The organism is Methylobacterium sp. UNCCL125, assembly GCF_900116795.1.
GTDB classification, from domain to species: domain Bacteria; phylum Pseudomonadota; class Alphaproteobacteria; order Rhizobiales; family Beijerinckiaceae; genus Methylobacterium; species Methylobacterium fujisawaense.
Genome location: NZ_FPBW01000014.1, coordinates 1 through 26,616, shown reverse-complemented (window position 1 = coordinate 26,616; position 26,616 = coordinate 1). Strand labels below are relative to the sequence as shown.

General features: G+C 69.8%; 23 protein-coding genes. 14 read left to right on the top strand and 9 right to left on the bottom strand.

The window, feature by feature from the left end; all coding sequences use genetic code 11:
* The first annotated feature begins 4 nt into the window (after nt 1-4).
* Nucleotides 5-1,864, top strand: a complete 1,860-nt coding sequence (locus BM396_RS15490) for a TniQ family protein (RefSeq protein WP_007565600.1) — start codon at nt 5-7, stop codon at nt 1,862-1,864.
* Nucleotides 1,865-2,032: 168 nt separating this feature from the next.
* Nucleotides 2,033-2,374 (top strand): hypothetical protein, encoded by a 342-nt coding sequence (locus BM396_RS15485; protein WP_039903404.1) that lies wholly within the window; start codon nt 2,033-2,035, stop codon nt 2,372-2,374.
* A gap of 262 nt (nt 2,375-2,636) precedes the next feature.
* On the opposite strand, the gene BM396_RS15480 is transcribed toward BM396_RS15485, so the two are convergent.
* Entirely contained in the window at nt 2,637-2,852 is a 216-nt protein-coding gene (locus tag BM396_RS15480; protein WP_007565605.1) for a DUF1289 domain-containing protein, read from the bottom strand.
* Nucleotides 2,853-2,939: 87 nt separating this feature from the next.
* Between BM396_RS15480 and BM396_RS15475 the strand changes: the two genes are divergently transcribed.
* Both BM396_RS15475 and BM396_RS15470 read left to right on the top strand, forming a co-directional pair.
* Nucleotides 2,940-3,218: a metal/formaldehyde-sensitive transcriptional repressor gene (locus tag BM396_RS15475; RefSeq protein WP_007565607.1), complete on the top strand. Its 279-nt coding sequence runs from the start codon at nt 2,940-2,942 to the stop codon at nt 3,216-3,218.
* Nucleotides 3,219-3,231: 13 nt separating this feature from the next.
* Nucleotides 3,232-4,356, top strand: coding sequence for a nickel/cobalt efflux transporter (locus BM396_RS15470; RefSeq protein ID WP_007565609.1), 1,125 nt, complete (start codon nt 3,232-3,234; stop codon nt 4,354-4,356).
* Between the two features lie 299 nt (nt 4,357-4,655).
* Here BM396_RS15470 and BM396_RS15465 read toward each other — a convergent pair whose 3' ends face one another.
* Both BM396_RS15465 and BM396_RS15460 read right to left on the bottom strand, forming a co-directional pair.
* Nucleotides 4,656-5,990, bottom strand: coding sequence for an MFS transporter (locus BM396_RS15465; RefSeq protein ID WP_007565612.1), 1,335 nt, complete (start codon nt 5,988-5,990; stop codon nt 4,656-4,658).
* 8 nt (nt 5,991-5,998) lie between these two features.
* Nucleotides 5,999-6,271, bottom strand: coding sequence for a metal-sensing transcriptional repressor (locus BM396_RS15460; protein ID WP_007565613.1), 273 nt, complete (start codon nt 6,269-6,271; stop codon nt 5,999-6,001).
* Between the two features lie 107 nt (nt 6,272-6,378).
* On the opposite strand from BM396_RS15460, the gene BM396_RS15455 reads away from it, so the two are divergent.
* From BM396_RS15455 to BM396_RS15445, 3 genes are all read left to right on the top strand, one after another.
* Nucleotides 6,379-6,690 (top strand): hypothetical protein, encoded by a 312-nt coding sequence (locus BM396_RS15455; protein ID WP_007565615.1) that lies wholly within the window; start codon nt 6,379-6,381, stop codon nt 6,688-6,690.
* A gap of 70 nt (nt 6,691-6,760) precedes the next feature.
* Nucleotides 6,761-7,990, top strand: a complete 1,230-nt coding sequence (locus BM396_RS15450; RefSeq protein ID WP_043380997.1) for an efflux RND transporter periplasmic adaptor subunit — start codon at nt 6,761-6,763, stop codon at nt 7,988-7,990.
* Nucleotides 7,991-7,993: 3 nt separating this feature from the next.
* Nucleotides 7,994-11,287 (top strand): efflux RND transporter permease subunit, encoded by a 3,294-nt coding sequence (locus tag BM396_RS15445; protein WP_007565618.1) that lies wholly within the window; start codon nt 7,994-7,996, stop codon nt 11,285-11,287.
* 617 nt (nt 11,288-11,904) lie between these two features.
* On the opposite strand, the gene BM396_RS15440 is transcribed toward BM396_RS15445, so the two are convergent.
* Nucleotides 11,905-12,498, bottom strand: a complete 594-nt coding sequence (locus BM396_RS15440) for an Nmad2 family putative nucleotide modification protein (RefSeq protein ID WP_007565619.1) — start codon at nt 12,496-12,498, stop codon at nt 11,905-11,907.
* A gap of 7 nt (nt 12,499-12,505) precedes the next feature.
* Nucleotides 12,506-13,033 (bottom strand): hypothetical protein, encoded by a 528-nt coding sequence (locus tag BM396_RS15435; RefSeq protein ID WP_007565621.1) that lies wholly within the window; start codon nt 13,031-13,033, stop codon nt 12,506-12,508.
* A 204-nt stretch (nt 13,034-13,237) separates the two neighbouring features.
* Between BM396_RS15435 and BM396_RS15430 the strand changes: the two genes are divergently transcribed.
* The 5 genes from BM396_RS15430 (at nt 13,238) to BM396_RS15410 (ending at nt 19,234) form a co-directional block, all read left to right on the top strand.
* Nucleotides 13,238-14,389, top strand: a complete 1,152-nt coding sequence (locus BM396_RS15430) for a nucleoside triphosphate pyrophosphohydrolase family protein (protein ID WP_007565623.1) — start codon at nt 13,238-13,240, stop codon at nt 14,387-14,389.
* Nucleotides 14,386-15,054, top strand: coding sequence for a uracil-DNA glycosylase (locus BM396_RS15425; RefSeq protein ID WP_007565624.1), 669 nt, complete (start codon nt 14,386-14,388; stop codon nt 15,052-15,054). Before BM396_RS15430 ends, BM396_RS15425 begins: the two co-directional genes overlap by 4 nt.
* A 312-nt stretch (nt 15,055-15,366) precedes the next feature.
* Nucleotides 15,367-16,650 (top strand): SIR2 family protein, encoded by a 1,284-nt coding sequence (locus BM396_RS15420; protein WP_007565626.1) that lies wholly within the window; start codon nt 15,367-15,369, stop codon nt 16,648-16,650.
* Nucleotides 16,651-16,724: 74 nt separating this feature from the next.
* Complete coding sequence (locus tag BM396_RS15415) at nt 16,725-17,180, top strand: hypothetical protein (RefSeq protein ID WP_230364976.1); 456 nt, start codon at nt 16,725-16,727, stop codon at nt 17,178-17,180.
* On the top strand, nt 17,177-19,234 hold the full coding sequence (locus BM396_RS15410) for an ATP-binding protein (protein ID WP_007565629.1): 2,058 nt from the start codon (nt 17,177-17,179) through the stop codon (nt 19,232-19,234). The genes BM396_RS15415 and BM396_RS15410 overlap by 4 nt, the downstream gene beginning before the upstream one ends.
* 1,518 nt (nt 19,235-20,752) lie before the next feature.
* Here the strand turns inward: BM396_RS15410 and asd are convergent.
* Nucleotides 20,753-21,655, bottom strand: coding sequence for an archaetidylserine decarboxylase (gene asd / locus BM396_RS15405; protein WP_043380867.1), 903 nt, complete (start codon nt 21,653-21,655; stop codon nt 20,753-20,755).
* 32 nt (nt 21,656-21,687) lie between these two features.
* Between asd and BM396_RS15400 the strand changes: the two genes are divergently transcribed.
* Entirely contained in the window at nt 21,688-23,379 is a 1,692-nt protein-coding gene (locus tag BM396_RS15400) for an aminotransferase class III-fold pyridoxal phosphate-dependent enzyme (protein WP_043380866.1), read from the top strand.
* A 40-nt stretch (nt 23,380-23,419) separates the two neighbouring features.
* On the opposite strand, the gene BM396_RS15395 is transcribed toward BM396_RS15400, so the two are convergent.
* Nucleotides 23,420-24,031, bottom strand: a complete 612-nt coding sequence (locus BM396_RS15395) for a membrane protein (protein ID WP_043380864.1) — start codon at nt 24,029-24,031, stop codon at nt 23,420-23,422.
* A 51-nt stretch (nt 24,032-24,082) separates the two neighbouring features.
* Nucleotides 24,083-24,769, bottom strand: a complete 687-nt coding sequence (locus tag BM396_RS15390) for a class I SAM-dependent methyltransferase (RefSeq protein WP_043380861.1) — start codon at nt 24,767-24,769, stop codon at nt 24,083-24,085.
* A 680-nt stretch (nt 24,770-25,449) separates the two neighbouring features.
* Here BM396_RS15390 and BM396_RS15385 point away from each other — a divergent pair.
* Entirely contained in the window at nt 25,450-26,244 is a 795-nt protein-coding gene (locus BM396_RS15385; protein WP_043380860.1) for a lytic murein transglycosylase, read from the top strand.
* A gap of 179 nt (nt 26,245-26,423) precedes the next feature.
* Here BM396_RS15385 and BM396_RS15380 read toward each other — a convergent pair.
* Nucleotides 26,424-26,616: transposase (locus BM396_RS15380; protein WP_210187138.1), on the bottom strand; the 193-nt coding region annotated here is incomplete at its 5' end.

Sequence of the window (26,616 nt, the reverse complement as noted above, 5' to 3'; positions counted from 1 at the left end):
ACCGATGCGGCTGACCATCATCCCGCCCGTCATCGACGGGGAATCCGCCGCGGCCCACCTGCTGCGCGCCTTCGACGTCAACGGCGAGCCGTGGAGCCGCGAACGCCTCAGGACCGCGGGCCATTCCATGAGCGACATCCTGCAGGGCCGCGCCGCCGGCCCCCTCGCGGATCGGCTCGGCCGTGGCGAGGACGCGTTCCGGGGTTGGACGCCCACCGAGATCACCAAGAAAAAGGTCGTGATCGCGGACGAGGTGGTCCACCGGGACGATTGGACGACGAACGTGCGGCGGTGGTGCCCCTGCTGTTGGCAGGACGACCTTCGCAGGACGCCGTCGGGACGACACGCGCACTGGAACATCCACCGGCGCTTCTGGTGGGACGTGGCCGCCGTCGGCACCTGTCCCCTCCATCATGTCCGCCTGGAGGCGTCCTGCCCGATTTGCCGGACGGGCGTCACCTGGGAAGCCGGCTCGCTGACCCGTTGCAGGAACGGCCATTCCCTTCTCGCCTGCGACGGCGCCAGGGTCCCGCCCGCGACGACGCTGGCGGACGCCTACGTGGTCGGCCGCCTCGGCGGCATGGCCCGGACCAGCGTGCCCCTCCTCGACGGCCTGACGCTCGCCGAGGCCTGCGACGCCATGGAGCGGTTCGGCGTCGCCCTGCTCGGGGGCGCCGACGGGGCCCTCTCGAAGTTTCCGGCGGAGCGCCATCCGGAGGTGTTCTCGGCCGGTCTCGCCACCGCCCGGGACTGGCCGCACGCCTTCGACGCCCTGCTCGACGGGATGGCCCGAGCCGACCATGTCGGCCTCGGCGCCTGGGGGGCCGAACAGGTCTATGGCTACCTGTATCTCTGGGCGAAGCGGCTGCCGGCGGGAGCGAGCGGGGATGCGGTTCGGGCGGCCCTATACGCGCATCACGCCGGTCGGGGCCCGGTTCACAAGACCTCGGTGGTGATCCGGCATGCCGACGTCCCGTTGGTCAGCCTCGCCGACATCGCCGCGGAATGCGGCCGAAGGCCGGAGTTCATCGCCGGCTACGTCAAGGCCCTGGGCGCCTGGCCGCAACGGACGAGGAGGGGTACGCCCATCGGCATCGCCCGCGAGACCGCCGCCCAGATCCGGGCGATCCTCGACCGCGCGCTCCGCGCGGAGGATCTGCCGGCGGCGCTCGGGCTGGCGAAGCGCCAGACGCGGATGTTGGTCGCGGCGCGAATCGTCCCACCCGCCGAGATCCACGCGCGCGCCGGCATCAAGGCCGACGTCTTCGACCGGGATGCCGTGGCCGCCGTGCTATCCCGGATCCGTGGCTCGGCGCCGACCGTCGGGGCCACGCCCGCCGGCCTCCTTCCGCTCGCGCGAGCCAGCCAGCACGGCAAGGTCGACGGCGTGCGCGGCACCTGCGACATGATCCTGGCCGGCCAGCTTCGGGTCAGGGCGGTCCTGCGGGACGTACCCGGCCTCGCGGGCTTCCTGGTCAACCCGGAGGACATCAGGGTCGCGCGGCGTTCGCGCGAAGGTGGGGGTCTCACCCTCGAAGAGGTCGGCCGGCGGCTCACGGTCCCGACGGACAGCGTCGGCCTGATCGTCCGGGCGGGCCTCATGGCGGGGACAGCGATGCCGTGCGGGGAGATCCTCGTGCGGGACGATGCGCTCGCGGCTTACGAGGCCGAGTACGCCACCACGGGTGCGCTCGCCAGGGAGATGGGATCCGGCGCGCGGTGGGTGCGGGAAGCCTTGGATCGGGCCGGCGTCAGGCCAGCTTTCGCGATCACATGCCGAAAGACCACGACGGTATGGCGCCGGATGGATGTCCCGACGGACCTTCGGCGCCGCATCGCCAAGACCCACGCGCCGCGACCCTAGGAGCACGCCGGGACCGCCGTTCCGCGCGAGCGCCGTCGGCGCAAAGCCATGAGCGGGGCGATGAGGATCTGCGCGGGGCGTCGACCGAGGAAGGATGTTACGCCGTCTTGGTTCGGGGACCCCGTCGCCTTCCAGGGGACGTGAACAGATTGGATCATCGCCGCGACCGTGATCGCGGCGGCCCATCGGTTCGGCTGGCGCGGCCTCGCGCTCGGATCCGTCCTCGGTGCGACCGGCGTCGCGGTGCTGGCGGCGCTGCAGGCGGCGACCTGCCGGATCGCCCGGCATTGGCTGGATTGGATCTCCGTCCTGCCGCCGCTCGGGTTCGGCCTCCAACGCGCTTATGAGGTCACCGCCGGCCTGCAAGGCCGAGACGGTGCCGACGTCCACCCTCGCGGTCAGGCTTGCACCTGCCCATCGACGCCGGCGGGCTCGGTTCGCGCCTCGGGCATCGGCAGCGGCGGGGCTGGTGAGCCTCGTGGTCTGGCCCGGCGTGTCCCGGCGCAATAAGACGGCGACCGCGACCGCCGGAAACGGATCGGGGCTCGCCGTCCTCGTCCGCCGGGCTTGCTGCTGTGGGATGGAGCGCATCGTCCGACGCATGCCGCCCGACGTGCCGGACGCAATCGCGGCGGTGACGGTCACCGGTCACGACGCCTTTCGATTCCGGCTCGGCTACACCGGCGTGGCTTGACGGGGCGTCCGGCTGGACGAAACCCATGTCGGGGACGATCTGACCGGGGCCGCCGTTCCGCCCTGCGGATCCTGCGATCTAGGAGCGGCTCGGGGTCCTGCCGGGCTCGACTTCGACCTGCGCGACGGCGACCTGCTGAACGCGCCGCGGCAGTTCGCGAGCGAGGGCGGCCTTCCTGTAAGGCGTCATCTTCCGCCACGCGCGTATTTCCGGGACCGTGCGGCCGCAACCGAGGCACCAGCCGGTCCGCCCATCCCACTGGCAAACCCCGATGCATGGGTCGTCCTTCCTCATGCTAGGGCCTCCCCGCCACGCGACGCATCGGTCGCTGGACACAGATAGGGTACCCCCCTATATATTGCGAGTACGAGGACGCCATTCATGGCTCACACGATCAAGGACAGGACCAAGCTGCTGGCGCGGGTGCGCCGGATCAAAGGACAGGCGGAAGCCGTCGAGCGGGCCCTGGAAGCCGAGCTCGGCTGCAGCGACGTCCTGATGCTGGTCGCCTCGATGCGCGGGGCCATCAACGGCCTGACCGCCGAGCTGATGGAAGACCACATCCGCCACCACGTCGTGAACCCGGACGCCGAGCCGGACGCCGAGCGCGCCCGGGGCGCCGCCGAGCTGATCGAGGTGGTGCGGACCTACCTCAAATGACGAGAGCCGCCCCATGACCCCGTTCGCCGACCTGCTGCAGCAGGGGACCGCGCATGCCTGGCTGTTCGTGCCGAGCGCGATCCTGCTCGGCGCCCTGCACGGCCTGGAGCCCGGCCATTCGAAGACGATGATGGCCGCCTTCATCATCGCGGTCCGGGGCACGGTCACGCAGGCGGTCCTGCTCGGGCTGGCGGCGACGCTCTCGCACACCGCGGTCGTCTGGGTGATCGCGCTGGGCGGACAGTATCTCGGCCAGGAATGGGGAGGCGAGACGGCCGAGCCGTATTTCCAGCTGGCGTCGGCGGTGCTCATCGTCGGCATCGCGCTCTGGATGGCGTGGCGGACCTGGCGCGAGCAGCACCACGGTCACCATCATCACCATGGCGAGCACCGGCACGTCGTGACCGGCGACAGCCGGTTGACGCTGGAGGTGTACGAGGACGGCGTGCCGCCGCGCTGGCGCCTCCGGGCCGGGACGGGTCCGCTGCCCGCGCCGGGTGCGGTCACCGTCGAGACGGTCCGTCCGGACGGCGGGCGGCAGACGTTCGCCTTCGCCGATGGGGGCGACTTCCTGGAGAGCCTGGAGGAGATCCCCGAGCCGCACGCCTTCACGGCGCGACTGCGCCTTGACGGGTCCGAGGGTGCGGAAACTCACGAGGTCGCGTTCGAGGAGCAGGATCACGACCACGGTCACATGAACCTGGGCGACGAGGACGACGCCCATGCCCGGGCGCATGCGGAGGACATCCGGCGACGCTTCGCCGGGCGTCAGGTGACGACTGGACAGATCGTGCTGTTCGGGCTGACCGGCGGCCTGATCCCGTGCCCGGCCGCCATCACCGTCCTGCTCCTGTGCATCCAGCTCAAGCAGTTCAGCCTCGGCTTCGCGCTGGTCGTCTGCTTCAGCATCGGCCTCGCGGTCACGATGGTCTCGGCCGGGGTGCTGGCCGCCCTCAGCGTCAAGCACGTCGCGTCGCGGTGGTCCGGGTTCGGTGCCTTCGCCCGTCGGGCGCCCTACGCCTCGGCAGCCCTGATCGTGCTCGTCGGCCTCTACACCGGCTGGCTTGGCTGGCAGGGCATCCATCCCGACCCCGCGGCGCACGCGGTCGGGATCGTCCCATCGGTCAGCCCATCGTAAGCGCGGTCCCGGCGGGCTTGGTCGCCCCGCCGGTCCTCGCCGCGAAAGCCCACAGCCGTCGAGGCGCCGGTGCATCGGCGGATTTAGGCGAGATGGACGCGGCTGCCCGCTCGGAGCGAACCGGTTGAGCCTCAGGACGCGTGGGTCAAGCCGACGGACTTACCGGGCTGCCACCGCGAAGACCCGCATGGCGGGGTTCCGGCGGCGCATCGCCCCGCACCTTCGCCATTCGATCGAAGCCGCGGCGCGTGGCATCCACGGCCTCGTGACCGAAGCGCCCGACGAACATCCGGCTCGGTTCAACCCGGCCGGGCCGCGGGCCAGCGTTGGTGCAGGTCGTCGATGACGAAGGCGTGGGCATGCCGGCGCGTCCCGACGCCTTCCAGGTGCGGATGGCCAGATTCGAGGTCGGGGTGCGCGTGCTCGACGACGTCCGGGTCCGAGGCCGGCCAGAGCGCCGCCGCCGCGGCGATGGCGACCAAGGTCAGCGCGCCCAGCACCGCCAGCGTGACCGGCATGCCCGCCTTCGCGCCGAGCCAACCGGCAAGTGGATAGGTCAAGAGCCAGGCGACGTGCGAGAGCGCGAACTGGGCCGCGAACACGGCCGGGCGGTCGCCGGGCGTCGCGGAGCGCCGGAGCAGCCGTCCGGTCGGGGTCTGCGCGGCGGAGTAGCCGATCCCGAGCGCCAGCCAGGCGGCCAGCAGCATAGGCCAGCCGATGACGCCGCCCCAGGTCGTGGCGGCAAAGCCGAGCAGCACGACGCCGAGGAACGCCGCCGCCGGGAGCATGACCGTGCGGTCGGGCAGCCGGTCGAGCACCCGCGGCAGCAGCAGGGCCGCCAGCATCGAGCCGCCCCCGAACAGCCCGAGCGCCACCGCGACGTCGTTCTGGGGCCGTTGCAGGAGGGCCTGCACGATCACCACCGTGTTGACGATGACCATGGAGCCGGCCGCCGCCACCGCGAGGTTCAGGGCGAGAAGCCCGCGCAGCCGCGGCGTGGCGAGGTAGATCCGCAGCCCCCGCGTGGTGCGCTCGTACACCCCCGCTTGGCGCTCGGGCGGCGTCGGGGACGGGAGCGCCACCGAGACGACCAGGGCGGCCGAACACAGGAATCCGACGACCGTGCCGCCGAACAGCCAGTGGAAGTCGATGACCGTCAGCAGCAAGGCGGCCAGTGTCGGACTGAGCAGGTTCTCCAGGTCGTAGGCGAGGCGCGAGAGCGACAGCGCCCGGGTGTAGTCACGCTCGTCCGGGAGGATGTCCGGGATGGTCGCCTGGAAGGTCGGCGTGAAGGCCGCCGAGCAGGCTTGCAGCACGAACACCAGTAGGTAGACCTGCCAGACCTGGTCGACGAAGGGCAGGATCAGGGCGACGCCGGCCCGGACGAGGTCGGTCGCAACCAGGAAAGCGCGGCGGGGCAACTGCCCGGTGAAGGCGTTCGCGATGGGCGCCACCAGCACGTAGGCCACCATCTTGATGGCGAGCGCCGTGCCCAGCACCGCCCCGGCCTCTGCCCCGGCCAACCGGTAGGCGAGCAGGCCGAGGGCCACCGTCAGCAGGCCGGTGCCGATCAGGGCGATGACCTGCGCGGCGAACAGGTGCCGGTAGGTGCGGTTCGCGAGGACGCTCAGCATCGGGGCCTTCACAGGTACTTGGCCAGCGCCTTGAACTCGGCCAGCGCCGCCTTGGCGGACTTGCCGCCGTCCGCGACGCCGTCGCCGATGCAGTGCTCCATGTGGTCCTCGATCAGCGTGCGCTTCGCGTTGGCGATGGCGCTCTCGACCGCCTGCAACTGCTGGGCGAGGTCCACGCAGGGGCGGCCCTCCTCGATCATCGCGATGACGCCGGCGAGATGGCCGTGGGCGCGCCTCAGCCGCTTGATGATCTCCGGGTGGGAGGCGTGCACGTGATTCATGTTGACATGCTATCCCCCCGGAGGGGATAAGGGAAGGGTGTTCGACGCGCCGGGATGGACGGCGCTCGCCGGGAAGAGGGTGTCGGGTGTCATTCGGACGGCGTCTCATGACGGTGGCCGTCGCGTTGCTCCTGGCGGCCGTGACGGTGATGCCGTTGCTCGCCGAGGCCCGGCACGCGGCCTCCGGTCCCGTCGCGATCGCCATGCCGCCGGTGGCGGGACAGGACCACGCCAAGGCCCACCAGGATGCCGATGACCTGGTCCACCACGCGCAATCGCACGCGCAGGGCGTGATGCCCGTCGCCGCCAAGGCTCCCGCGAGCGTGACCACGTCGGCGGCGCGGTCGTTCGCTTGCCTGGACGACGTCTTTCGAGCCGGGGGCGGGGCGCAGGGACCGTTCGAGCCTCCGAGGACCTGAGGCTTTCCGCCTCTTCCCATCCTCGAACGACGGCGCCGTGCGAGTGCGGCCGCCCGTCCATGGCACCGACATGTCCAGACTTCTCATCCCCGTTCTGCTGGCCCTCGCCGGCGGCGTCCTGATCGCGACCTGGTGGCCCGGCGCTCCCGATGCGGTCCGCACCATGCTGGCGGGCGCCAGGGGGGCCGCCGCGCCCGCCAAGCCCGAACCGCACGCGGCGGCCGGTCCGGAGCCGGAGAGATCCGGCCTCGTCAAGCTGACGGACGACCAAGTCGGCAAAGCCGGCATCCGCACGGACGGGGTCGGTGGCGGGAACCTCTCGCGCCACCTGCACGTGCCGGGCACCATCGTCCCGAACGCCAACCTGACCGCCCGCATCGCGGTGAAGACCACCGGCACGGTGGTGGAGCTGCGCAAGGGGCTCGGCGACAAGGTCGCCAAGGGCGAGGTCGTGGCGCTCCTCGACAGCCGCGAGATCGCCGACGCCAAGGGAGAATACTTGGCGGCACGCGTGTCGGCCGCCCTGCAGAAGACGCTCTACGAGCGCGACAAGGAGCTCTGGGACAGGCGCATCTCATCCGAGCAGCAGTACCTGCGCTCGCAGGCGAGCTACCAGGACCTGAAGGTCAAGGAGGACGCGGCCCGCCGCAAGCTGACCTTCCTCGGCCTCAGCCAAGCCGAGATCCAGGCGTTGCCGAACCAGCCGGAGGCGCAGTTCGAGCGCCAGGAGATCCGCTCGCCGCTCGGTGGCAAGGTCGTGGAGCGGCGCGTCGACCTCGGGGCGGCCGTCGGCCGGGACAACCTGGAGACCGAGCTCTACAGCGTCGTCGACCTGTCAACGGTCTGGGTCGATCTCGCGGTGAGCCCCGGCGACCTGCCGCTGGTCCGCGAGGGCCAGACGGTGGCCGTGCGGGCCGAGGCGACCGGCGGGGCCGCGCGCGGTCGCATCGTCATCATCGTGCCCGTCCTCGACCAGGCCACGCGCGCGGCGCGGGTCGTCGCGGAACTGGCCAACCCGGACGAGACCTGGCGGCCCGGGTCTTTCGTGGGTGCCGAGATCGTGATCTCCGACAAGCCGGTGCGGGTGCTCATCCCGGCCTCGGCCATCCAGACCTTGGAGGGCAGACCGAACGTCTTCGTGCGGGTGGCCGCGGGCTTCGAGGCTAGGCCGCTGAAGCTCGGGCGGTCGGACGACGCCGCCGTGGAGGTGACGGAGGGGCTGGAGCCCGGCGAGGCCGTGGCGGTGGCCAACACCTTCACGCTGAAGTCCGAGCTCGGCAAGGCCGCGGCGGAGGACTGAACCGTGATCCGCCCGATCCTCGCCTTCTCCGTCGCCAACCGCTACGCGGTCATTCTGGTGACGCTCATCGCGGCCGCTTTCGGGGCCTGGTCGCTTGCGCGGCTGCCCATCGACGCGGTCCCGGACGTCACGAACAACCAGGTCCAGATCAACGTCATCGCGCCGGCTCTGACGCCGGTCGAGATCGAGAAGCAGGTCACGGTGCTGATCGAGCGCGCGCTCGCCGGCACGCCGAGCCTGGAGAGCATGCGAAGCTTCTCGCGCAACGGGTTCGCCCAGCTCACGGCCGTCTTCAGCGACAAGGTCGACGTCTACTTCGCCAGGCAACAGGTGAACGAGCGCCTGGGCGAGGTGCGCAACACCCTGCCACCCGGGGCCGAGGTCAGGCTCGGGCCGATCTCGACCGGCCTCGGCGAGATTTACTGGTGGGCGGTCGAGTACCAGGCCGCCGGCGACGGCGCCCCGGTCCGCGATGGCCTGCCGGGCTGGCAGTCGGACGGCAGCTACCTGACGCCCGAGGGCGAGCGGCTGAGGTCCGACTTCGAGCGCACGGTCTACCTGCGCACGGTCCAGGATTGGATCATCCGGCCACAGATGAAGAGCGTGCCGGGCGTGGCCGGTGCCGACGCCATCGGCGGCTTCGTGAAGGAGTACCAAGTCCAGCCCGACCCGATGAAGCTCGTCGGCTATGGCCTGGGCTTCGCCGACCTGACCCGGGCCATCGGAGCCAACAACGTGACCCGGGGCGCCAACTACGTCGAGCGCAACGGCGAGGGCTATGTCGTCCGGGCCAGAGGGCTGATCGAGAACGTCGACCAGATCCGCGACGTCGTCGTGGCGACCCGGGCCGGGATACCGATCCTGGTGAGGGACGTCGCCGAGGTCGGGATCGGCCGCGAGCTCCGGACCGGCTCGGCCAGCGAGAACGGCCGCGAGGTCGTGCTGGGCACCGCCCTCATGCTCATCGGCGAGAACAGCCGAACCGTCTCGGCGGCCGCGGACGCCAAGATCAAGGAGATCAACAAGCTTCTCCCGCCGGGCATCCAGGCCCGGACGCTGCTCAGCCGGACCGACCTCGTCGACGCCACGGTCCGGACGGTGTCGAGGAACTTGGCCGAGGGGGCGCTGCTGGTCGTCGCGGTGCTGTTCCTGGCGCTCGGCAACATCCGGGCGGCAATCATCACGGCCCTGGTCATCCCGATCGCCATGATGCTGACGGCCACCGGCATGCTGGCGGGCCGCATCAGCGCCAACCTGATGAGCCTCGGCGCGCTCGACTTCGGGCTCATCGTCGACGGCGCGGTCATCATCGCCGAGAACAGCCTGCGGCACCTGGCGGAGCGGCAGCACGCGCTGGGACGGAAGCTGAGCCTGGACGAGCGGCTGGAGACCGTGCGCGTCTCGGCCGAGGAGATGATCAAGCCGAGCGTCTACGGGCAGGCCATCATCATCCTGGTCTACGTGCCGCTGCTGACCTTCACCGGCGTGGAGGGCAAGACCTTCGCACCCATGGCGCTGACGGTGCTGATCGCGCTCGTGGCGGCCTTCGTGCTGTCCCTGACCTTCGTCCCGGCGATGGTCGCGACCTTCATCACCGGGCGGGTCGGCGAGGGCGACAACCTGCTGATCCGAGGACTGAAGGCGGCCTATCGACCGGTGCTGGGCGGGGCGGTTCGGACGCCCTTGGCTTTCATAGGCGGCGCGGTGGTCGTCCTCGGGCTGGCCGGGGCCCTGGCGACGCGGCTCGGCCAGGAGTTCACCCCGACGCTCGACGAGAAGAACATCGTCATGGAGGCGCGGCGCATCCCCTCGACGGCCATCTCGCAGTCGCAGGCCATGCAGCTCGGCGTCGAGGACGCCATGAGCAAGTTCCCGGAGGTGGCCTTCGTCTACTCGCGCTGCGGCACGCCCGACATCGCCGCCGACCCGATGCCGCCGAACGCCTGTGACACCTACCTGATCCTGAGGCCCCAAGCGGAGTGGCCGGACCCGTCCGAGGCGAAGGAATCGTTGATCGCCCGCATGGACGCCGAGGCGAAGCTGATCCCTGGCACGCTGCTCGGGTTCTCGCAGCCCATCCAGATGCGCTTCAACGAGCTGATCGCGGGCGTTCGCGACGACCTCGCGGTGAAGGTGTTCGGCGAGGAGTTCGGCCCGATGGTCGAGGGCGCCCGCAAGATCGCCGGCATCCTGCGCAGCCTGGAGGGCGCCGCCGACGTAAAGGTCGAGGAGGCGGTCGGGCTGCCTTTCCTGGAGATCAAGGTCGACCGGCGCGAGATCGCCCGGCGCGGCTTGAGCATGGCGGACGTGCAGGACGTCATCGGCACGGCGGTCGGCGGCAAGGACGCCGGGCTGGTGTTCGAGGGCGACCGCCGCTTCGCCATCGTGGTCCGGTTGGCCGACGACGTCCGGGGCGACGTCGAGGCGCTGAGGAACCTGCCGGTGCCGCTACCGCCCCCGCAGGCCGCGCCCGCGCGGTCGGGCACCGGGGTCCCGGCCGCTCCCGCGCCGGCCGGCGGGATGAGCGTGCCGCTGCGGCAGCTCGCCTCGTTCGCCTTCGGCGAGGGGCCGAACCAGGTGAGCCGCGAGAACGGCCGCCGCCGCGTCGTGGTCACCGCAAACGTGCGCGGGCGCGACATCGGCTCGCTGGTGGCCGAAGCGCAGGCGCGCATCGCCGCCGAGGTGCGGCTGCCGCCCGGTTACGAGGTGAAGTGGGGCGGGCAGTTCGAGAACCTGACGGCCGCTCGCCAGCGCCTGACGGTGGTCGTGCCGGCCTGCTTCGCGCTGATCTTCATCCTGCTCCTCGGGGCGCTCGGGTCCGGGCGTGACGCGCTGATCGTGTTCAGCGCCGTACCGATGGCCCTGACCGGCGGCGTGGCGGCCCTGTGGCTGCGCGAGATGCCCTTCTCGGTCTCGGCAGCGGTCGGGTTCATCGCGCTCTCGGGCGTCGCGGTTCTGAACGGCTTGGTGCTGCTGAACCACATCCGCGCGCTCGTGGAGGAGGGAACGGCGATTCCGGATGCCGTCCGCGAGGGCGCCCTGACCCGGCTGCGGCCGGTGGCGATGACGGCCTTGGTCGCCGCCCTGGGCTTCGTGCCGATGGCCCTGGCGACGGGCACGGGTGCGGAGGTGCAGCGGCCGCTGGCGACCGTCGTCATCGGCGGCTTGGCCAGCGCGACCGTCCTGACGCTGCTGGTCCTTCCGGCGCTTTACGTCCGGTTCGGCAAGGCCAAGGCGTCCTTCCCGTCCGCTCCACGAGGCCATGTCGTGGCGTGGACCGACACACCAACACCTTAGCCGGACGACCTCGTGAGCGGTCGGATCAGGGCGTCCGCATCGCGGCGCGACAAGGTCCCGGGCAAATCGGGACAAGCTGTGTTGAGAGCGGCGCTGTCGCGGAGCCGAAAACGGGACAAGCTTTCATGAGAGTGTGTCCTGCGCAGCCGCGCGCATGGATCGGCATCACCGAGGCTGCCCGGACCGAATGAGATGGCGCCCAAGCGGCGGGGCGGCGTAACCCGATGCGTGCCGCCGTCATTCATCGCCTTTGGGAACGCCCTGTCTCTGATCGCGTGCCGCCACCGTGGCTCGACGGATCGAGGCCAGATCGGGGGCCACGAGCGGCTGTCCGCCCGGGCTTCCGACCGGCTCGGATGAAAGGTCGCCGCCCGTCGCCCCTACTCGAAAGCCCCTGGGCATCGCACGGGACAACTCGGCGGTAGAGGCTTCTGAGCCAGGCTCATTCCGGCAGGCGCCGCGCCTTCCGAGCCGCCCGTCGGGGGCAGCCGGCGCGCGGCGTCGATGTCGCCGAAGGACCGGGGTGAGGCCACCTCGCCGCGGGTCACGCCCATGGCCTCGTGGCCGGGTTCGCCGGCCGTCCTCGCCGGCGGTGGGGCCGCCGGGGCGCTCGGCTCTCAGGCTGGCCAGTTCGCCGGCCGACCCAGGAAGCCGCGGCCCGGCATGCCGCGGAGCCATGTCACGAAGGCGCTCACCCGCTCGGGCGTGAACTGGTTTCGATGGCCCTGCGTGCTGTGCACGAGATCGCGCAGTTCCTGGGGGACCAGCGGGCCCGACCCGCCCCAGTAAGCGTATTCGCGCCCGAGAAGCACCCGGTCCGTCCGACCGGTGTCGCGCACCAGGTTCGGCAGGCTGGTGACGCCCCCCGGCTCGCTATGGAAGGAATCGGCCTGGACGAAGGTGCCGTCGGCCAAGCGGCGATAGATGTTGTCGCCGTAGATCTGCATGCGGCTGCCGGACATCACGGGTCGCTTGGCGCCGAAGCGAGCGTCGTCCCAGTACCGGTCGAAGGTGAGGATCTCGTCGACCCGCATCCAGTAGACGACACGGTCCTTGATCCCGTTCGGGATCGAGCCGGTCCCGACCACGAAGTCCCCGACGCTCGCGTGCTGCCGGATCAGCGGTTTGCACGCGCTCAGCGTGCACACCCGGTGAAACGGATTGGGCGCGAACCCGAGGTCGTGGTCGATCACGTAGGAGTGGACGCGCACGCCGGCCTCAGCACTTGTTCCGCTTGGTCTGGCGCTCCGCCCGCGGCTGGGCGTCGGGCTTCAACCACTCGGGCTTCGCGTTCCTCCGCGGTAGGGCGCCCCGCAGGCTGCCCGCATCCCAGGGAACGGTATCCCCGCCGTAATCCTCGAACGCGCGCGGCAGCGTTTCGTCCTGGGTTCCAGGAGGCCAGATCCCGATCACGCGACGACCCTGGGCGGCGGCCCGCTGCATCACGCGCCCCAGCTCCTCGTCCGCGAGGCAATCGGGAGACAGCACAATCACCCCCAAGTCCTCGTCCGGCGTCTCGGCGTGACCGGCCGGGGCCTCGTCATCCGCGGGCGCGGGCTCGTCGTCTTCCGGTGCAACGGGATCCTCGACGTGCTCGCCGTCTTCCTCCTCGTCGTCGTCCCCTTCGTCGGGCTCGACGGCGGCGACCTCCTCGTCCACGACCTCGCAGCCCGCCTCGGCCAAGAGCTTGAGCAGGGCCGTGCGTTCCTCGTCGTCGACAGGACCGAGCACGCAAACCTTCGGCATGTGCGGCTTCTCCCCGGTGCCCAGGTCCTTCCGTCGCGCATTCCGCCCGGGAGCCTGGCTCAGTAAAGCTTAGGTGGTCAGCCGCGGTCGGTATGGCAAGGGTGCGTCCGGAGCGTGTGTGGGTACAGGCAACCCTGGACTGAGCGCCGGAAAGGTCCGACGATGGCAACCTGAGGATAGGCCAACCGGGAGCGGGGAGGGGACATGGATACGGTGCCGCTTAGCCTGAACGGTTATCAAGCCGGGGCGGTCCGGACGGACCGGACGCGAGGGAAGGGCACCGGCCTCGACCTGGCCGTGCTCGGCCTCTTCGGCGAGACGGGCAGCCTGCTGAGCGAGACCAAGAAGAAGCAGCGCGACGCGCGGTCCTATCTCGGCTACGAGGCGAGCGTCGTCGAGGAGATGGGCGACGCGCTCTGGTACCTGGCGGTGATCGCCGATCACGCCGGGCTGCGCTTGGGGGATCTCGCCGGCCGGGACCTCGCCGGGGGACCCGAGCCGACCTTCGCGGACCTGCAGCCGCAGCGTGCCTTGCCTTTGCACGTCCCGACCGTCGCCTTCGAGCACACCCTGCTACAGCTGGCCGGGGCCGTCGGCCGGCTGGCCGCGCTGGGGGCGCGGGGCGACCTCGCGGGAAGCCCGGACCTCCTGGAGCGTCTCTCCGCAGTGTTCGGCCTTCTCGTCGCGGCCGCGAACGAGGCCGGCGTCACCCTGGAGCAGGCCGCCATGCGCAACCTCGCGAAGGCCGAGGACCGTTGGCCGGCGACGCGCGTCGCCCCGCCGCTGTTCGACGAGGCGTTCCCGGACGAAGAGCGCCTGCCCCGCGCGTTGACCATCGACATCTTCGAGCGCACCGGCGGGAACGACAGGCGGTACGTCGTGCAGCGATGCAACGGCATCTTCATCGGCGACCGCCTGACCGACAACATCATGAAGCCGGACGATTACCGGTTCCACGACGCCTTCCACTATGCCTACGCCGCCGTCCTCGGCTGGTCGCCGGTGACGCGCGCGCTGTTCCGCCTGAAGAGGAAAAGCGAGGCCCGCGTCGACGAGGGGCAGGACGGAGCGCGCGCGATCCTGATCGAGGAGGGCGTGGCGACGTTCGTCTTCGGTGAGGCGAAGCAGCTCGGCTTCTTCGAAGGACAGCGCCCGGGCGACCTGAGCTTCGCCTTCCTGAAATCGGTGAGGCAATTCGTGCGCGGCTACGAGGTCGAGGCCTGCCCGCTCTGGCTTTGGGAAGAGGCCATCCTCGCCGGTAACGAAGCGTTTCGTTTCTTGCGGGAGAAGCGCCGCGGGCGCCTTCGGCTCGATCTGGTCGGGCGGAAGATGCTGGTCGAGGACCTGCCGACATGACACCTGGCGCCTTCATCGAGGCCCTCGCGGCGCTTCGCTTCATCGACACCTTCAACCCCTACGCCGAGGCCTGCCCGGACCACGACGGCGTCGGTGCGCCCCAGGTCCGGCGTGAGAACCTGCGCCTCGTGCTGGAGGCGGCCCTCGCCGGAGGCGTCGACTCGATCTGGATCGCGCGCGACCTCGGGTACCGTGGCGGGCGGCGCACGGGCCTGGCGCTCACGGACGAGGCCCACCTCTCCGCCCATGCCGGCCTCTACGGTCAATTGCCGCTGGCGCGGGCAACCCGCGGCCCCGCGATGACCGAGCGCACGGCGACGGTGATCTGGCAGGTTCTCCGGGACCTGCGACGTCCGATCTTCCTCTGGAACGTCTTCCCGCTCCATCCGCACGCGTCGGGCGACCCGCTGTCCAATCGCTGCCACACTCGCCGGGAACGGCAGGCGTCCCGCCACCTCCTCGAATGGCTGGTGTCGGAATTGCGGCCCCGGGTCCTGGTCGCCATCGGGAGGGATGCCGAGGCGGCGTTGGCGGACTTGGGTATGGCGGCCGAGCGGGTCCGGCACCCCAGCTACGGAGGTCAGACCGAGTTCGTCGCTCGGATGGGCGAGTTGTACGGCCTACCCGCCAAAGCTCCGCACGCGGTGCAACTCACGCTGCCGTAAGGAAACCGCAGCCGGATCTTCCCGACGTTGGTCTGGCGGGCCTCCAGGTCAGGCATGACGCACCAGCACGTGTTCGTATGCTGGCCCGGGATGAGACGCCTCGAACCTTCCCATCGCCCCGGCGGCCACGCGCACCTATGCCGGCGAGACTTCCAGGGTGCGACGCACCGGTGAACCCTAGGGGCGGGCAACGGGAAGCCGGATCACCTTGCTTTACCTTAGGCGTGCCTCCGGTCTATCGCCTTGGCGAAGATCCGGCGGACGAAGGGGGGCGGTTTGGACGCGGCGGTTCGTGCGCGATTGCTCGCCTCCATGGAAGCCGGGCGCCTCGTCCTCCTCTGCGGCGCCGGCCTGTCGATGGCGCCGCCGAGTTCCCTGCCGTCGGCCTGGACCGTGGCCGCCAGGTGCTACGACCGCTATGTCATGAGCATCGATCCGGCGTGCCCGCAGGAACTGCGCGGCGACCTGGAGTCCCTGGCGGAGATCTTCGCCAAGGAGGACATGCTCGGGTCGGTCTTCATCGACGCTCTCGTGCCCTGGGAGGATTTCGTCCGGCCGCCCAACGTCGGGCACGCCGCGGTGGCGGACTTCCTGATCACGCGCTTGGCCGCCGGTGTCGTGTCGGCGAATTACGACACCCTGATCGAGCGCCGCGCGCAGGAATACGGGTTCGATCTCCTCGCCTCCCTCGACGGCGACGAGGCAAAGGTCCAGGCCCGCAAGCACGCGCCCCTGCTCAAGTTTCATGGCTGCTCCGTCCGCGAGCGGCGCGCCACGGTCTGGACGGCCTCACAGCTCACCGAGGACCGGGTGATCGCCGCGCGCATCGAGAAGACGAAGACGTGGATGGCCCACCACCTCCGCGAGAGCGACCTGCTCGTCGTCGGCTTCTGGTCGGATTGGTCCTATCTCAACACCGTTCTCGCCGAGGCATTGACGGGCGTCGCGCCGCTGTCGGTGACGCTGGTCGACCTGGCGCCCGAGGACGTCCTGCAGGCCAAGGCGCCCGAACTCTGGACCCTGGCCAATTCGGAGAACGTCCGGTTCACGCATGTTCAGCGTTCGGGGGCCGAAGTCCTGGACGAACTCCGGAGGGCGTTCTCCCAGGCGTACCTGCGCAAGGTCCTGCACGCCGGGCGCGCCGCGTTGGAGAGCGAGCTCGGGGCGGAGTGCGAGGCGGGCTGGCTCGATCCGCCCGACCTGGGCAGCGAGGAACTCTACGACCTTCGACGGGACGCCGAGGGCGTGCCGGCCACCGCCGCGGCGACCTTGCGGAACCCGGGGCCGTCCGAGGTCCTGGGCTACGCGCACCTGTTGCTGCGGCGTGCCGGTGCCAGCCAGACCCCCGTCGGCTATGATCTCGCGGGCCGCCGGATCAGGGTCGTGAACGGCTCGGGCATGCTGCTCCAGACGGTGCAGGACCGGTTCAGGGAGACGCCGTTCGAGGTCGCCGACATCGTGGTCTGCGCCGGAGCCACCGACGTCGGCCTGCCGTTGAACGTCGTTCGGGAAGGGCGACCGGGCGACATAATCCGGCCGAGCGCCTCCGCGGCATGGCTCGACCTTCCCGCCGCCCGCAGGGAGCTCGAAGTGTGATGGACATAGCGACCCAGTCCGAGGTGCTCCTCCGGTCGGCAGGCTATGAGACTTGGACCTGGCCGGGCGGCAGCGTGCCGGTCGTCTGCTTCGAGAACGCGGCGGTCGTCGGATTCCTGCACGTCTTCGCGAGCGGCGAGAGCCTGCTCGCCGATTGGCAGCAAATCCAGCAGACCACGCTCGGCCGGCATGCGGCCTCGTTGCGCTCTGCAGGCACAAAGGCCTGGAACGTTTACGCCTTGTTCCTGGCTTGCGGCTCCGAACCGGCCCTCGCGCGGCAGATCGAGCGGATCGAGGAGGACTTCTCCATGACCCGAAAGATCGCGCGCGGCGACTTGCGCACGGTCGCCGATTTGCGAAGAACGTTGTTGCCCCTCCTGCCGGTTCTCAGCGCACCCGAGATCGGCGGGGCCGATTACCGGGCCCGTCTGCGGGCGCGGTTGAGCGACCTGCCGGACGACGCGGTGGCCGCGTTCCTGGGCGCGGCGAGCGCTTCCGAGGTGGCGCGCATCCTGGTGGATGCGCCATGAGGCTCGACTACCTCGAACTGTGCGGCTTCCGGGGCTTCCTGGAGCGCCAACGGGTGGATTTCGGCACTGGCTTCACCGTGATCTGCGGACGCAACGGCGTCGGGAAGAGCACGCTGTGCGACGCGGTCGAGTTCGCCCTCACCGGCCAAATCGACAAATACCTCGTCGACAAGGCGGCGAAGGAAAGCCTCGACGACTACGTCTGGTGGCGCGGCGAAGGCCAGCCGGAGGCGCACTTCGTCACCGTGGGATTCCGCGCCGATGACGGGAGCGGCTTCGCGGTGACGCGCTCGCGCGAGACCGGCGCAGACCGGGACGCGGCACGCATCGAGGCGATGCTCTGCGTTCCGGGCGCGAAGCCCGAGCGGGCCCTCCAGCAGGTCTGCAGGACATCCATCATTCGCGACGAATGGATCGCTGCGCTCAGCCTCGACCTAACGGAAACGCAACGGTTCGAGTTCGTGCGCGCGGCGCTGGGCGCCATCGAGGGTCCGGATTACGCCGCCAAGGCTCGCGAGGCCCTGTCCTCCGCCGAGGCCGTACACAATGCCGTCGCGCAGGCCTATGAGGAGGCGCGCGCACGTCTGACCGCGGCGCTGACCGACTTGGAGCAGATCCGGGACGTCGCCCTGCAGGCCGGGGACGTCGCGGCCGTCCTTGCCACCCTGGACGAGCTTACGCCTGGGGCCGGCCCCGACCTGGGAGCTCGGGTCGCGGCAGCTCGGAAGACGCTGGCCAGGCGCCGGTCGAACCTCGGCGAGATGGGATGGGTCGCCGACGAGGCTCGCGCGGTGGCCGCATTGCGCGACACGGTCGCGCGACAGGGCGACAGCGCAGGCCGGGACGCGGTGGCGGTGGCCGAAGCCGAGGTCGCGGTCCAGGAAGCCCGCCGCCAGCTGCAGGCCGCCGAGGCGCGCCTGGACCGGGAACAGGAAAGCGACGGCCTCGCCGCGTCGCTCGCGATCCTGGTCGATCACGGCAGCCGGATCGGCCTGCATGACGACCGTTGCCCGCTATGCCGCGCGCCGCAGGGCGCCCCCGAGTTCGAGACGGGGCTCGCATCCGCGCGCCAGCGCCTCGCCGCCCGGCGGTCGGCAGTGCCGGAGGCGCGAGGCGAGGTCGCGGCGGCCCGAACCCGGGTCGAGGATGCCGGCGAGATCCTGAAGCAGGCCGAGACGGTCGTCCATCGCCTCGCGTCCGCCCAAGCCGAGCTGGAAGCCCGGGAAGAGGCGCTTTCGGCCGAGCTCGTGCGACGTTCCCTGGATGGAGAGCTGGCCTACGACCCAGAGGCCCTGGAGGAGGTGGTGGAGGCCGAACGGAGTCGGTTGATCGACCTGGAACGGAGCATCCTCACCTTGGAAGCTTCGCAGGCGGTGGAACGCGTAACGGAGCTCGAAGCGCGCCTCGAAGCGCTTCGGGCAGAGGCCGACGACGCGAGCGACCGGCTCGCGCGCGCCCACGCTGCGGTGACGACCGCCCGGACGCTGGACCGTACGGTCCGCAGGACGAATGCCGAGATCATCGACGAGCGCCTGGCGGTTATCAGCCCGCTGCTGAACGAGCTGTACCAGCGGCTTCGCCCGCATTCCGAGTGGCGGACCATCGATTACGGCATACGCGGCGACGTCAGGCGTTTCCTGAGCCTGCGGGTCGGCAACGGCTTGAACCCGCAATTCGTGTTCAGCAGCGGGCAGAGGCGTGCGGCCGGGCTGGCCTTCCTCCTCTCCGTTCACCTGTCCCGGCCGTGGTGCAATTGGCGGACGCTCATGCTCGACGACCCGGTCCAGCACATCGATGATTTCCGGGCCTTGCACTTGGTCGAGGTCCTGTCGGCCCTGCAGCGGTCGGGCCGGCAGATCGTCTGTGCCGTCGAGGATCCGTCGTTGGCGGAATTGCTGTGCCGGCGCCTCATGAGCGAGCCCACGGCGCTCGGTCGCCGCCACGACCTGGATCTTGTTCCCGGCGGGGGTGCCTCGGTCACTCGCTCGACGGACATCGCACCAGCCATGGTCGGCGTGCTCAGGAGGGCAAGGGACCTGAGCGCGGCGAGCTGAAACGGCCTTGATTACCGACGGCGTCGGGACTGTGCTCGCCCCGGACCGGTGCTTCGACCCGCGGTCCCCGATTTCGTGACCTCGACGAGGGAAGAGGGCAGGGAGCTCGACGACCGCCTCGCAAACGCTCCCCGCTCTCCGCAGACCCCGTCCGACGTGGGTGGCGCCCTGCCCGTCGAAAGCGGAGAGCATTCCTGCGCGCGGCAATTCCGGGGAGTGGATGCCCGATCAGGCCGCGAAATCGAAAAGGTTTCGTCCCGGCCAGCGGTCCTGGCTCAAGCCCGACACGGGGATCATCATGTCCGCAGAGGGGCGCGCGGTCACGGGCGCCCCTCTGCGGAGGCCATCGGGTTCAAGCACATCCCGGGCGTGAGGACAGGATTCCCTGACAATCGGGACAAGCTCTCTTGAGTGCATACCATTGGCAGGGCCGCAAATCGGGACACGCTTTCCTGATAGTCTGCCTCGGCTGTCCTAGCCGTCCGGCTCGCCTCGTCCCGAGGCGGCTTCCTCGTGCGTGCCGGGCCGCCGTCCAGATCATCGTGGAGCGGCCGATCCGACCACGTGAGGACCGCAGCGACTGTATCGGCGAAGCCAGCCGAGCCGACCGCCAGGACGCCTTCGCGGGCCTGACCGATCTGGGCGCTCGACCGGATGCCCACCCCGGCGTTGGGGGCCGGTGGTATCCTCGCGGCCATTCCGAAAAGAAAGTACGGAAACCCGAAGGGCATGGCCCGGTCCGCAGATCACACTAAGGGTGCGGTCTGGACCCATCGGCCCTATGATCGAGCCGGCATCGGGTTTGATGCCGGCCTCTGTTTCCAAGGGTTGGACCAGGCATCCGCGCCTGGGCATGTCGGGTCTAGGGAGCAGGCGGACCACGTTCCCTACAAATCGAGATAAACTTAAATGAGGCCGCCCCTCGGGGAGTAACAGAAATCAAAACAAATTCTCATGTTAGCTTGCACCAAGGCGGGTTGTCGGATCTACTGCGGGCTGTGCTGCGCAGACTCGTTTCCGGAACCAGGCTGTAGTACAGCCGCCTCAATCCGAAAAACTGTGCCGGCGTGACGGTGAGACGAGGGCAATCTGTTATCCTCCGAGCCATTGAGGAAGCCGCAGTCGGTCGAGAACGCGGAAACGCGAGGCTGAGCGGACGTGAGGGGCCGTTCGCGAACAAGGTCAAACTTCTCTGTAAGCATGGATCTGTAAGGACAGAGTTCCGTGTGCTTTGGGCCAAGCTCATTTGAGAGCACTCCCTGTGGGGATCCCTCAAATCAGGACAAGCTTTGCCGAGAAATGACACAGCCTGTGTGATGGCGCGGTACAGCACGGTCCGGCCTCTGCCGAGCCGGGAGGCGCGCGCACGTGGTGGGCAGCGCCGGCGCATCCTGCCCGTCGCGTGCTGATCGGGGCCGTGTGAGTCCCCAGTGAAGCGCATCGCAGAGCGTGCCGGGTCGGCAAGGCGCGGCTTCTCCAGCCCGGCGCGAAAGGTGCGGGCGAGGGCGGCGCAGATCGTCAGCGGATGGGCGGCTCCGGAAGGCGCATCAGGGGCTCGCCGACGCGCAGACGCGACCCCACGGAGAGTTCCGGACAGAGCGTGAAGCCCGGCGGTGCCAGCACCACGATGGTGGAGCCGTGCTCGAACCAGCCCATCTCCGCGCCCTTCGCCAGATGCGCGGCGCTGGGCAAGGTCCGCCCCCCGGTCTCGCGCAGGGCAAGCCCTTCGGGCAAGAAGCCGAGGCGTAAGCCCGCCACGAGGATGGCCGCCACGGGCACCAGGGTCACGGCATGGCCGCCTTCCGCGAGGCGCAGGCGCAGGATCGCGCGCTCGTTCCGGCAGAACAGCGCCTCGACACGCTTCAACGCGATCGGATTCACGTTCCAGGTATCGCCCCAAATGTGCCGGACCGACTCGACGCGCAGATCGTGCGGCGCGTGAAACCGATGGTACATCCCGGCCGTCAGCCGCAGGGTGGCATAACAGCCGCCTTCATGGGCGCGCGCCAGCGTGACGTCGCCGCCGAGCAAATCGGCGAGCGGATAGGACAGGCCCTTGATCTGAAACAGGCGTCCCGCTTCGATGCGGCCATGGGCGCCCAGGATCGCGTCGCTGGGGCTGGTGAGCACTGCGGGATCGGGGGCAACCGGCCGGGCGCCCGGGCGTAGGGCGCGCACGAAGGCGGCGTGAAGGCTGGGAAAGCGCGTCTCCTCGGCGTCGCGGAGATCGACGTCGCAGAACAACCGCCACGTCGCGATCGAGAGGTCGCGCACCAGGGGCTGTTCGATCCGGCTGAACCGGCCCATGAACCGGGTGGCGAACCGGCGCGGAAGGCGGTTCGTCAAAAGGAAATTGAGATCCTCCTGCGCGCCGACCCGCGCCAGGACCGCCCGCAACCGGGATCGGGCAACCGTCATCATGCCGTGAACCGTCTCCGATAGGGCGCGGGGCGATGTCCGCGCTCCTCATCACCCTGTCCGCCACCGCCGCTGCCGCGGTTCTCGCCCTGCCGCGCGCGGCAGGGCGCCTGCAATTGTCGCGGGCGAAGCACCGTTCGCTCACCGGCCATGCCCGCATGGCCCGGCGCGTCGCCGGGCTGATCCCGCACTACGCCTATTCGGAGCGCGCCTTCTTCCGGTCGGACGAACCGGACGAAGCGGTGGCTCTGCGCCGCGAGGCGGGTTTCGCCGGGCTCTCCGACCGGTTCCGGACACGCTTCGCCCGGACGCGGGCCGAGACCGAGGCGGTGCGCGACGGTCTCTCGGATCTGCAATTCACCGGGCTGTACCGGGTGCCGTTCCAGTATGCCCGCCACGTGCGCGCGCATCTGGGGACCGGCGCCTTCGCGGCGTCGGCCGCGGGCGTGACCGTCACGGATCTCGACGGCAACGTGTTCTACGACCTCGCCGGCTCCTACGGCGTGAATCTGTTCGGCGTCGATTTCTACCGCGCCTGTCTGGAGGAGGGCGCCACCCGCGTCGCGGCGCTCGGCCCCGTGCTCGGGCCGCTGCACCCGGTCGTCTCCGGCAACGTCGCGCGGCTGAAGGCGATCTCGGGACTCGACGAGGTCTCGTTCCACATGTCGGGCACCGAGGCGGTGATGCAGGCGGTCCGACTTGCCCGCTACCACACCGGCCGGCGCCGGATCGTCCGGCTCTGCGGCGCCTATCACGGCTGGTGGGGCGAGGTGCAGCCGGGCATCGGCAACCCGGTCCCGACCCGCGACACGCTCACCCTGGCCGACATGTCGGAGCGGACGCTGCGGGTGCTCGCCACCCGCCGCGACGTCGCCTGCGTCCTCGTCAACCCGCTCCAGGCCCTGCATCCGAATGCCGGCGCGCCGGCCGATTCCGCGCTGGTGGACAGCGGTCGCAGGGCGTCCTTCGACCGCGCCGCCTACACCAAGTGGCTCCACGACCTGCGGGCGGTGTGCAGCGCCCGAGGGATCGTGATGATCCTCGACGAGGTCTTCCTCGGCTTCCGCCTCGCCCGCGGCGGCGCGCAGGAGTATTTCGGCGTGCGTGCCGACATGGTCACCTACGGCAAGACGCTCGGTGGCGGGCTGCCCGTCGGCGTCCTGTGCGGGCGCGCCGACCTGATGCGCCGCTACCGGGACGATCGTCCGGTCGACATCTGCTTCGCCCGCGGGACCTTCAATGCCCATCCCTACGTGATGGGCGCCATGGGCGCGTTCCTCGAACGGCTGGACACCCCAGCGGTCGCTGTCCTCTATGCCGACCTCGACGCGACCTGGGACGGGCGGGCGCGGCGCCTCAACGCCCTGCTGGCGGACGCCGACCTGCCGGTGCGGGTCGCCAACATGTCGACGGTGTGGACGGTCCTGTACACCAAGCCGTCGCGCTACAACTGGATGCTGCAATTCTACCTGCGCGCGGAGGGATTGGCCCTGTCGTGGGTCGGGACCGGCCGGTTGATCTTCAGCCTCGCCTACGACGACGCGGCCTTCGACGCCGTGGCGACGCGCTTCGTGGCGGCGGCGCAGGCGATGCGGTCGGATGGGTGGTGGGAGGGTGGCGCCCCCAGCGACAAGGCGATCCGCCGGTCAATCCTGCGGGAGGTCGCGGCGGTGCGCCTGGGCAGGCTCGGCACCCGGCTGGGCCTGCGCGCCCCGGATCACGACTGATCCGGGGCGCCGAGCCGCACGCTCGGCGCGGGATCCAGCCCTAGGCCCCGCGCTCGTGCGGCTCCTGCTCCTCGACCAGTTCGCCGTGCAGCAGCGCGAGCGGCGCCTTATGGTAGAGCTTGATGTCGTGAAACGGGTCCGTAAGGATCTTGGCGACCCAGACGAGACCGGTCTGCACGTCGCGCAGGATGAAGAGTTGCACCATTCGGAACAGCAGCCCGGCCAGCGCCAGCCACAGCCAGATCCAGCCCACGTTGCGGATCAGGTCCGCGGTGGTCTGGTGCGGTGAGATCAATCCGAACAGGCTCGGGTCGAAATAGAGCGGCAGAGGCGACAGGGCCCAGATCGCCAGGAGGACGACCTTGCGTTGCAGGTTGTAGCCGACCTTGATCTCTTCCTTGTGCTCGTGCGTCGCGTCGTTGATGTGGTCGTAGCCCTTCGGCTCGAAGAAGAGGTGGCCGGCCTGCCGGGAGGTCATCGCCACGAGCCAACCGATCAACGCCGCCGTGGCCGGATCCTTGAACGCCAGGGCATAGGCGACCAGAAAACTGATCGCGCTGACGACGTGCAGGCTCTGGTTGATGCGGTTGTGGTGGTAGTATCGATGATCGTCCCAGCGCTGCACGCGCAGCGCATCCAGAAAACTCGCCATGGTGTTCGTCCCCGCTCGGATTTGGGTGGGCTGGTCGGAGGTGAGGCGCCCTCAGGCGTCGCGCTTGCGCAGGCGGAGGAGGGAGAAGTGGCCGAGGGGCGGGAGCGCCCGGCGCTCGACGATCTCCACGGGTGCAGTCACGGCCCAGGCGGCATAGCGCTCCCAGGCGAACTCGGTCCGCCAGCCGAGGCGGCTCGTCACCGGCGCGAGGGCGTGCTCGACGACGCGCCGAAGGCCCGACTCGGCACCGATCCGGGTGGTGATCACGATCTCGCCGCCGGGGCGGAGCACCCGGGCGAACTCGTCCAGCGCCGCCTCGGGATTGGGCACCGCCGTGACGACGTACTGCGCCACCACCACGTCGAAGGACGCGTCGGCGAAGTCGAGATGCTCCGCGTCCATCACGGCGAGACGCTCGACATTGCGCAGGCGCAGCCGCGCCACCCGTTGGCGCGCCTTCTCGAGCATGGGCGCCGAGATATCGATCCCGACGATGCTGCGGGCGTGCCGGTAGGCGGGCAGGGACAGACCCGTTCCGACCCCGACCTCCAGGATCCGGCCGCCGATCCGTTCCGCGGCCGCCGCTGCCAGGGTCCGGCCCTGCGCGAAGACGGGCCCGAAGACCAGATCGTAGACCGGCGCCCAACGGCCATAGGCCTTGGCGACTCCGTCGCGGTCGAGATCGGGACCGAGCTTCGCCGGACGCGAGGAACCGGTATCGTGCATTCCGATGGCCATGAGCATCCTGTCTCGATGTCGGCAAGGTCGGCGCAGGGGCGGTCTTGGTCTGACCGCCGGTGTTGCGGATTTCGGTCGTGCGTTCGGGATCGAATTCGTGTCAGCGCGGGTTCGGACCGGCTGCTCCGCAGGCGGAGGATGCGCGACCGCCTGCGCCCTGGCCCGATCGACCGCAAGCTTTGCGAGACAGCATCGGCCGATCAGGAGGAGCGCAAATGCGGGTGGCGGACTCTTGGTTCATGCCGAGCCACACCGACAATCATCGACCCCACGCCGCCCCTCCGCAGAAGTCTTTCCGCCGGCAAAGCTATGTCCGTCGTTTGACAGCGTTGTGACAGTATCATCAACGGCGCGAGCCAATCCTAATTTCGTTGGCAAAATAGCGATGATCCAGACGGAACATCTTCGACCGACGCCAGGAATGCGATCCGCCCAATGCCTGTTCTTTGAACCGTGGCTCGCGCCTCTCAAGCGGTGGCTACGCCTGAAAACGCGGCATTCACGATGCCGCCAACCCGCAGCCACCGCGCTCTCGTCGGAGATCCGCGGATGCGCAATGATTTGAGGGCGAGAAAGGTGAAGGTCGCCCCTTCGACATCTTCTCGCCCTCTTATCGACCAGATGTGGCCCGGTATCGCCAGCAGGACAGGGCGCGAGGACGCGCCGAAGGAGTGTTTCGCGTGATCGAGAATTTGCGGCGTCAGACCATCGCGGTCGCGGCCTTTGCCGGGATCGCCCTCAGCGCCGGGCAGGTGCAGGCTGCGCAGTGCGGCAACACAGCGGCCGGGTTCGATGCGTGGAAGCGGCAGTTTGCCGAGGAGGCGCGCGGCCGGGCCAGCGCTGCCAGCCTCGCGGCATTGCAGAACACCACCTATTCCACCGCCACGATCTCGGCGGATCGCGGACAGCACAGCTTCAAGCTGTCGCTTGAGCAATTCCTCGCCAAGCGCGGCGGCCCGACCATCGTGTCCCGCGGACGCGCCCTGAAGCGGCAGAACGCTGCCCTCTTCGAGTCCATCGAGCAGCGTTACGGCGTCCCGCCGGGACCGCTCCTAGCGATCTGGGGCATGGAGACCGGCTTCGGCGCCGTGCGCGGCAACGTCAATACGCTCTCGGCGGTGGCGACGCTCGCCTATGATTGCCGCCGCTCCGAATACTTCACGGATCAGCTCTACGCCGCCTTGACCCTCGTCGATCGCGGCCTGCTCACCCCGAGCACCCGCGGCGCGGCGCATGGCGAGGTCGGCCACACGCAGTTCCTGCCGAAGAACGTGCTCACCTACGGCACCGGCGACCTCAACAATGTCGGGGCGGCCCTGTCGTCGACCGCGAACTTCCTCAAGGCCCATGGCTGGCGGGCCGGCGCCGGCTACCAGCCCGGCGAGCCGAACTTCGCGGCGATCCAGGGCTGGAACGCGGCCCCGGTCTACGAGAAGGCGATCGCGCTGCTCGGGCGTCAAATCGACAACGACTAGCAGTCTATCGCACATAGATCCGTGTCTTAGCCCGCTTTATTCACCAGGGTTTGGCTGGCGACGTGTTTTGAGCTGAAGGCGAGCGGGATCGTGCGTCTGTCCTGACGCGTATGGATCTGGTTGTGCTGTCGGCGCTGGAGGGACGGGAGCGGTGTCGATGGGGCATCACGCCCCGTGGTTCAGGCTGGCGCTGGGGCGAGTGCGCCCGCGATATGGCGCAGCAAGTCGGCCTCGGGACAGGCGGCGGCGAAGGCGAGACGAACACGGGCAGTGGTCTCGTGGATGCGAGCCCCAAGCTTGAGCAGGCGCAGGCGGATCGTCGCGAACTCGGCCTTGGCCAGGCGATGGGGAGCCGGGATGGCGTCGCGCACG

Bases quoted from the DNA above. Each gene is read 5' to 3' on its own strand.
- BM396_RS15490 (WP_007565600.1), top strand. From the start codon at position 5: ATGCGGCTGACCATCATCCCGCCCGTCATCGACGGGGAATCCGCCGCG.
- BM396_RS15480 (WP_007565605.1), bottom strand. From the start codon at position 2,852: ATGAGGAAGGACGACCCATGCATCGGGGTTTGCCAGTGGGATGGGCGG.
- BM396_RS15475 (WP_007565607.1), top strand. From the start codon at position 2,940: ATGGCTCACACGATCAAGGACAGGACCAAGCTGCTGGCGCGGGTGCGC.
- BM396_RS15470 (WP_007565609.1), top strand. From the start codon at position 3,232: ATGACCCCGTTCGCCGACCTGCTGCAGCAGGGGACCGCGCATGCCTGG.
- BM396_RS15465 (WP_007565612.1), bottom strand. From the start codon at position 5,990: ATGCTGAGCGTCCTCGCGAACCGCACCTACCGGCACCTGTTCGCCGCG.
- BM396_RS15460 (WP_007565613.1), bottom strand. From the start codon at position 6,271: ATGAATCACGTGCACGCCTCCCACCCGGAGATCATCAAGCGGCTGAGG.
- BM396_RS15455 (WP_007565615.1), top strand. From the start codon at position 6,379: ATGACGGTGGCCGTCGCGTTGCTCCTGGCGGCCGTGACGGTGATGCCG.
- BM396_RS15450 (WP_043380997.1), top strand. From the start codon at position 6,761: ATGTCCAGACTTCTCATCCCCGTTCTGCTGGCCCTCGCCGGCGGCGTC.
- BM396_RS15435 (WP_007565621.1), bottom strand. From the start codon at position 13,033: ATGCCGAAGGTTTGCGTGCTCGGTCCTGTCGACGACGAGGAACGCACG.
- BM396_RS15430 (WP_007565623.1), top strand. From the start codon at position 13,238: ATGGATACGGTGCCGCTTAGCCTGAACGGTTATCAAGCCGGGGCGGTC.
- BM396_RS15425 (WP_007565624.1), top strand. From the start codon at position 14,386: ATGACACCTGGCGCCTTCATCGAGGCCCTCGCGGCGCTTCGCTTCATC.
- BM396_RS15420 (WP_007565626.1), top strand. From the start codon at position 15,367: ATGGAAGCCGGGCGCCTCGTCCTCCTCTGCGGCGCCGGCCTGTCGATG.
- BM396_RS15410 (WP_007565629.1), top strand. From the start codon at position 17,177: ATGAGGCTCGACTACCTCGAACTGTGCGGCTTCCGGGGCTTCCTGGAG.
- asd (WP_043380867.1), bottom strand. From the start codon at position 21,655: ATGATGACGGTTGCCCGATCCCGGTTGCGGGCGGTCCTGGCGCGGGTC.
- BM396_RS15400 (WP_043380866.1), top strand. From the start codon at position 21,688: ATGTCCGCGCTCCTCATCACCCTGTCCGCCACCGCCGCTGCCGCGGTT.
- BM396_RS15395 (WP_043380864.1), bottom strand. From the start codon at position 24,031: ATGGCGAGTTTTCTGGATGCGCTGCGCGTGCAGCGCTGGGACGATCAT.
- BM396_RS15390 (WP_043380861.1), bottom strand. From the start codon at position 24,769: ATGGCCATCGGAATGCACGATACCGGTTCCTCGCGTCCGGCGAAGCTC.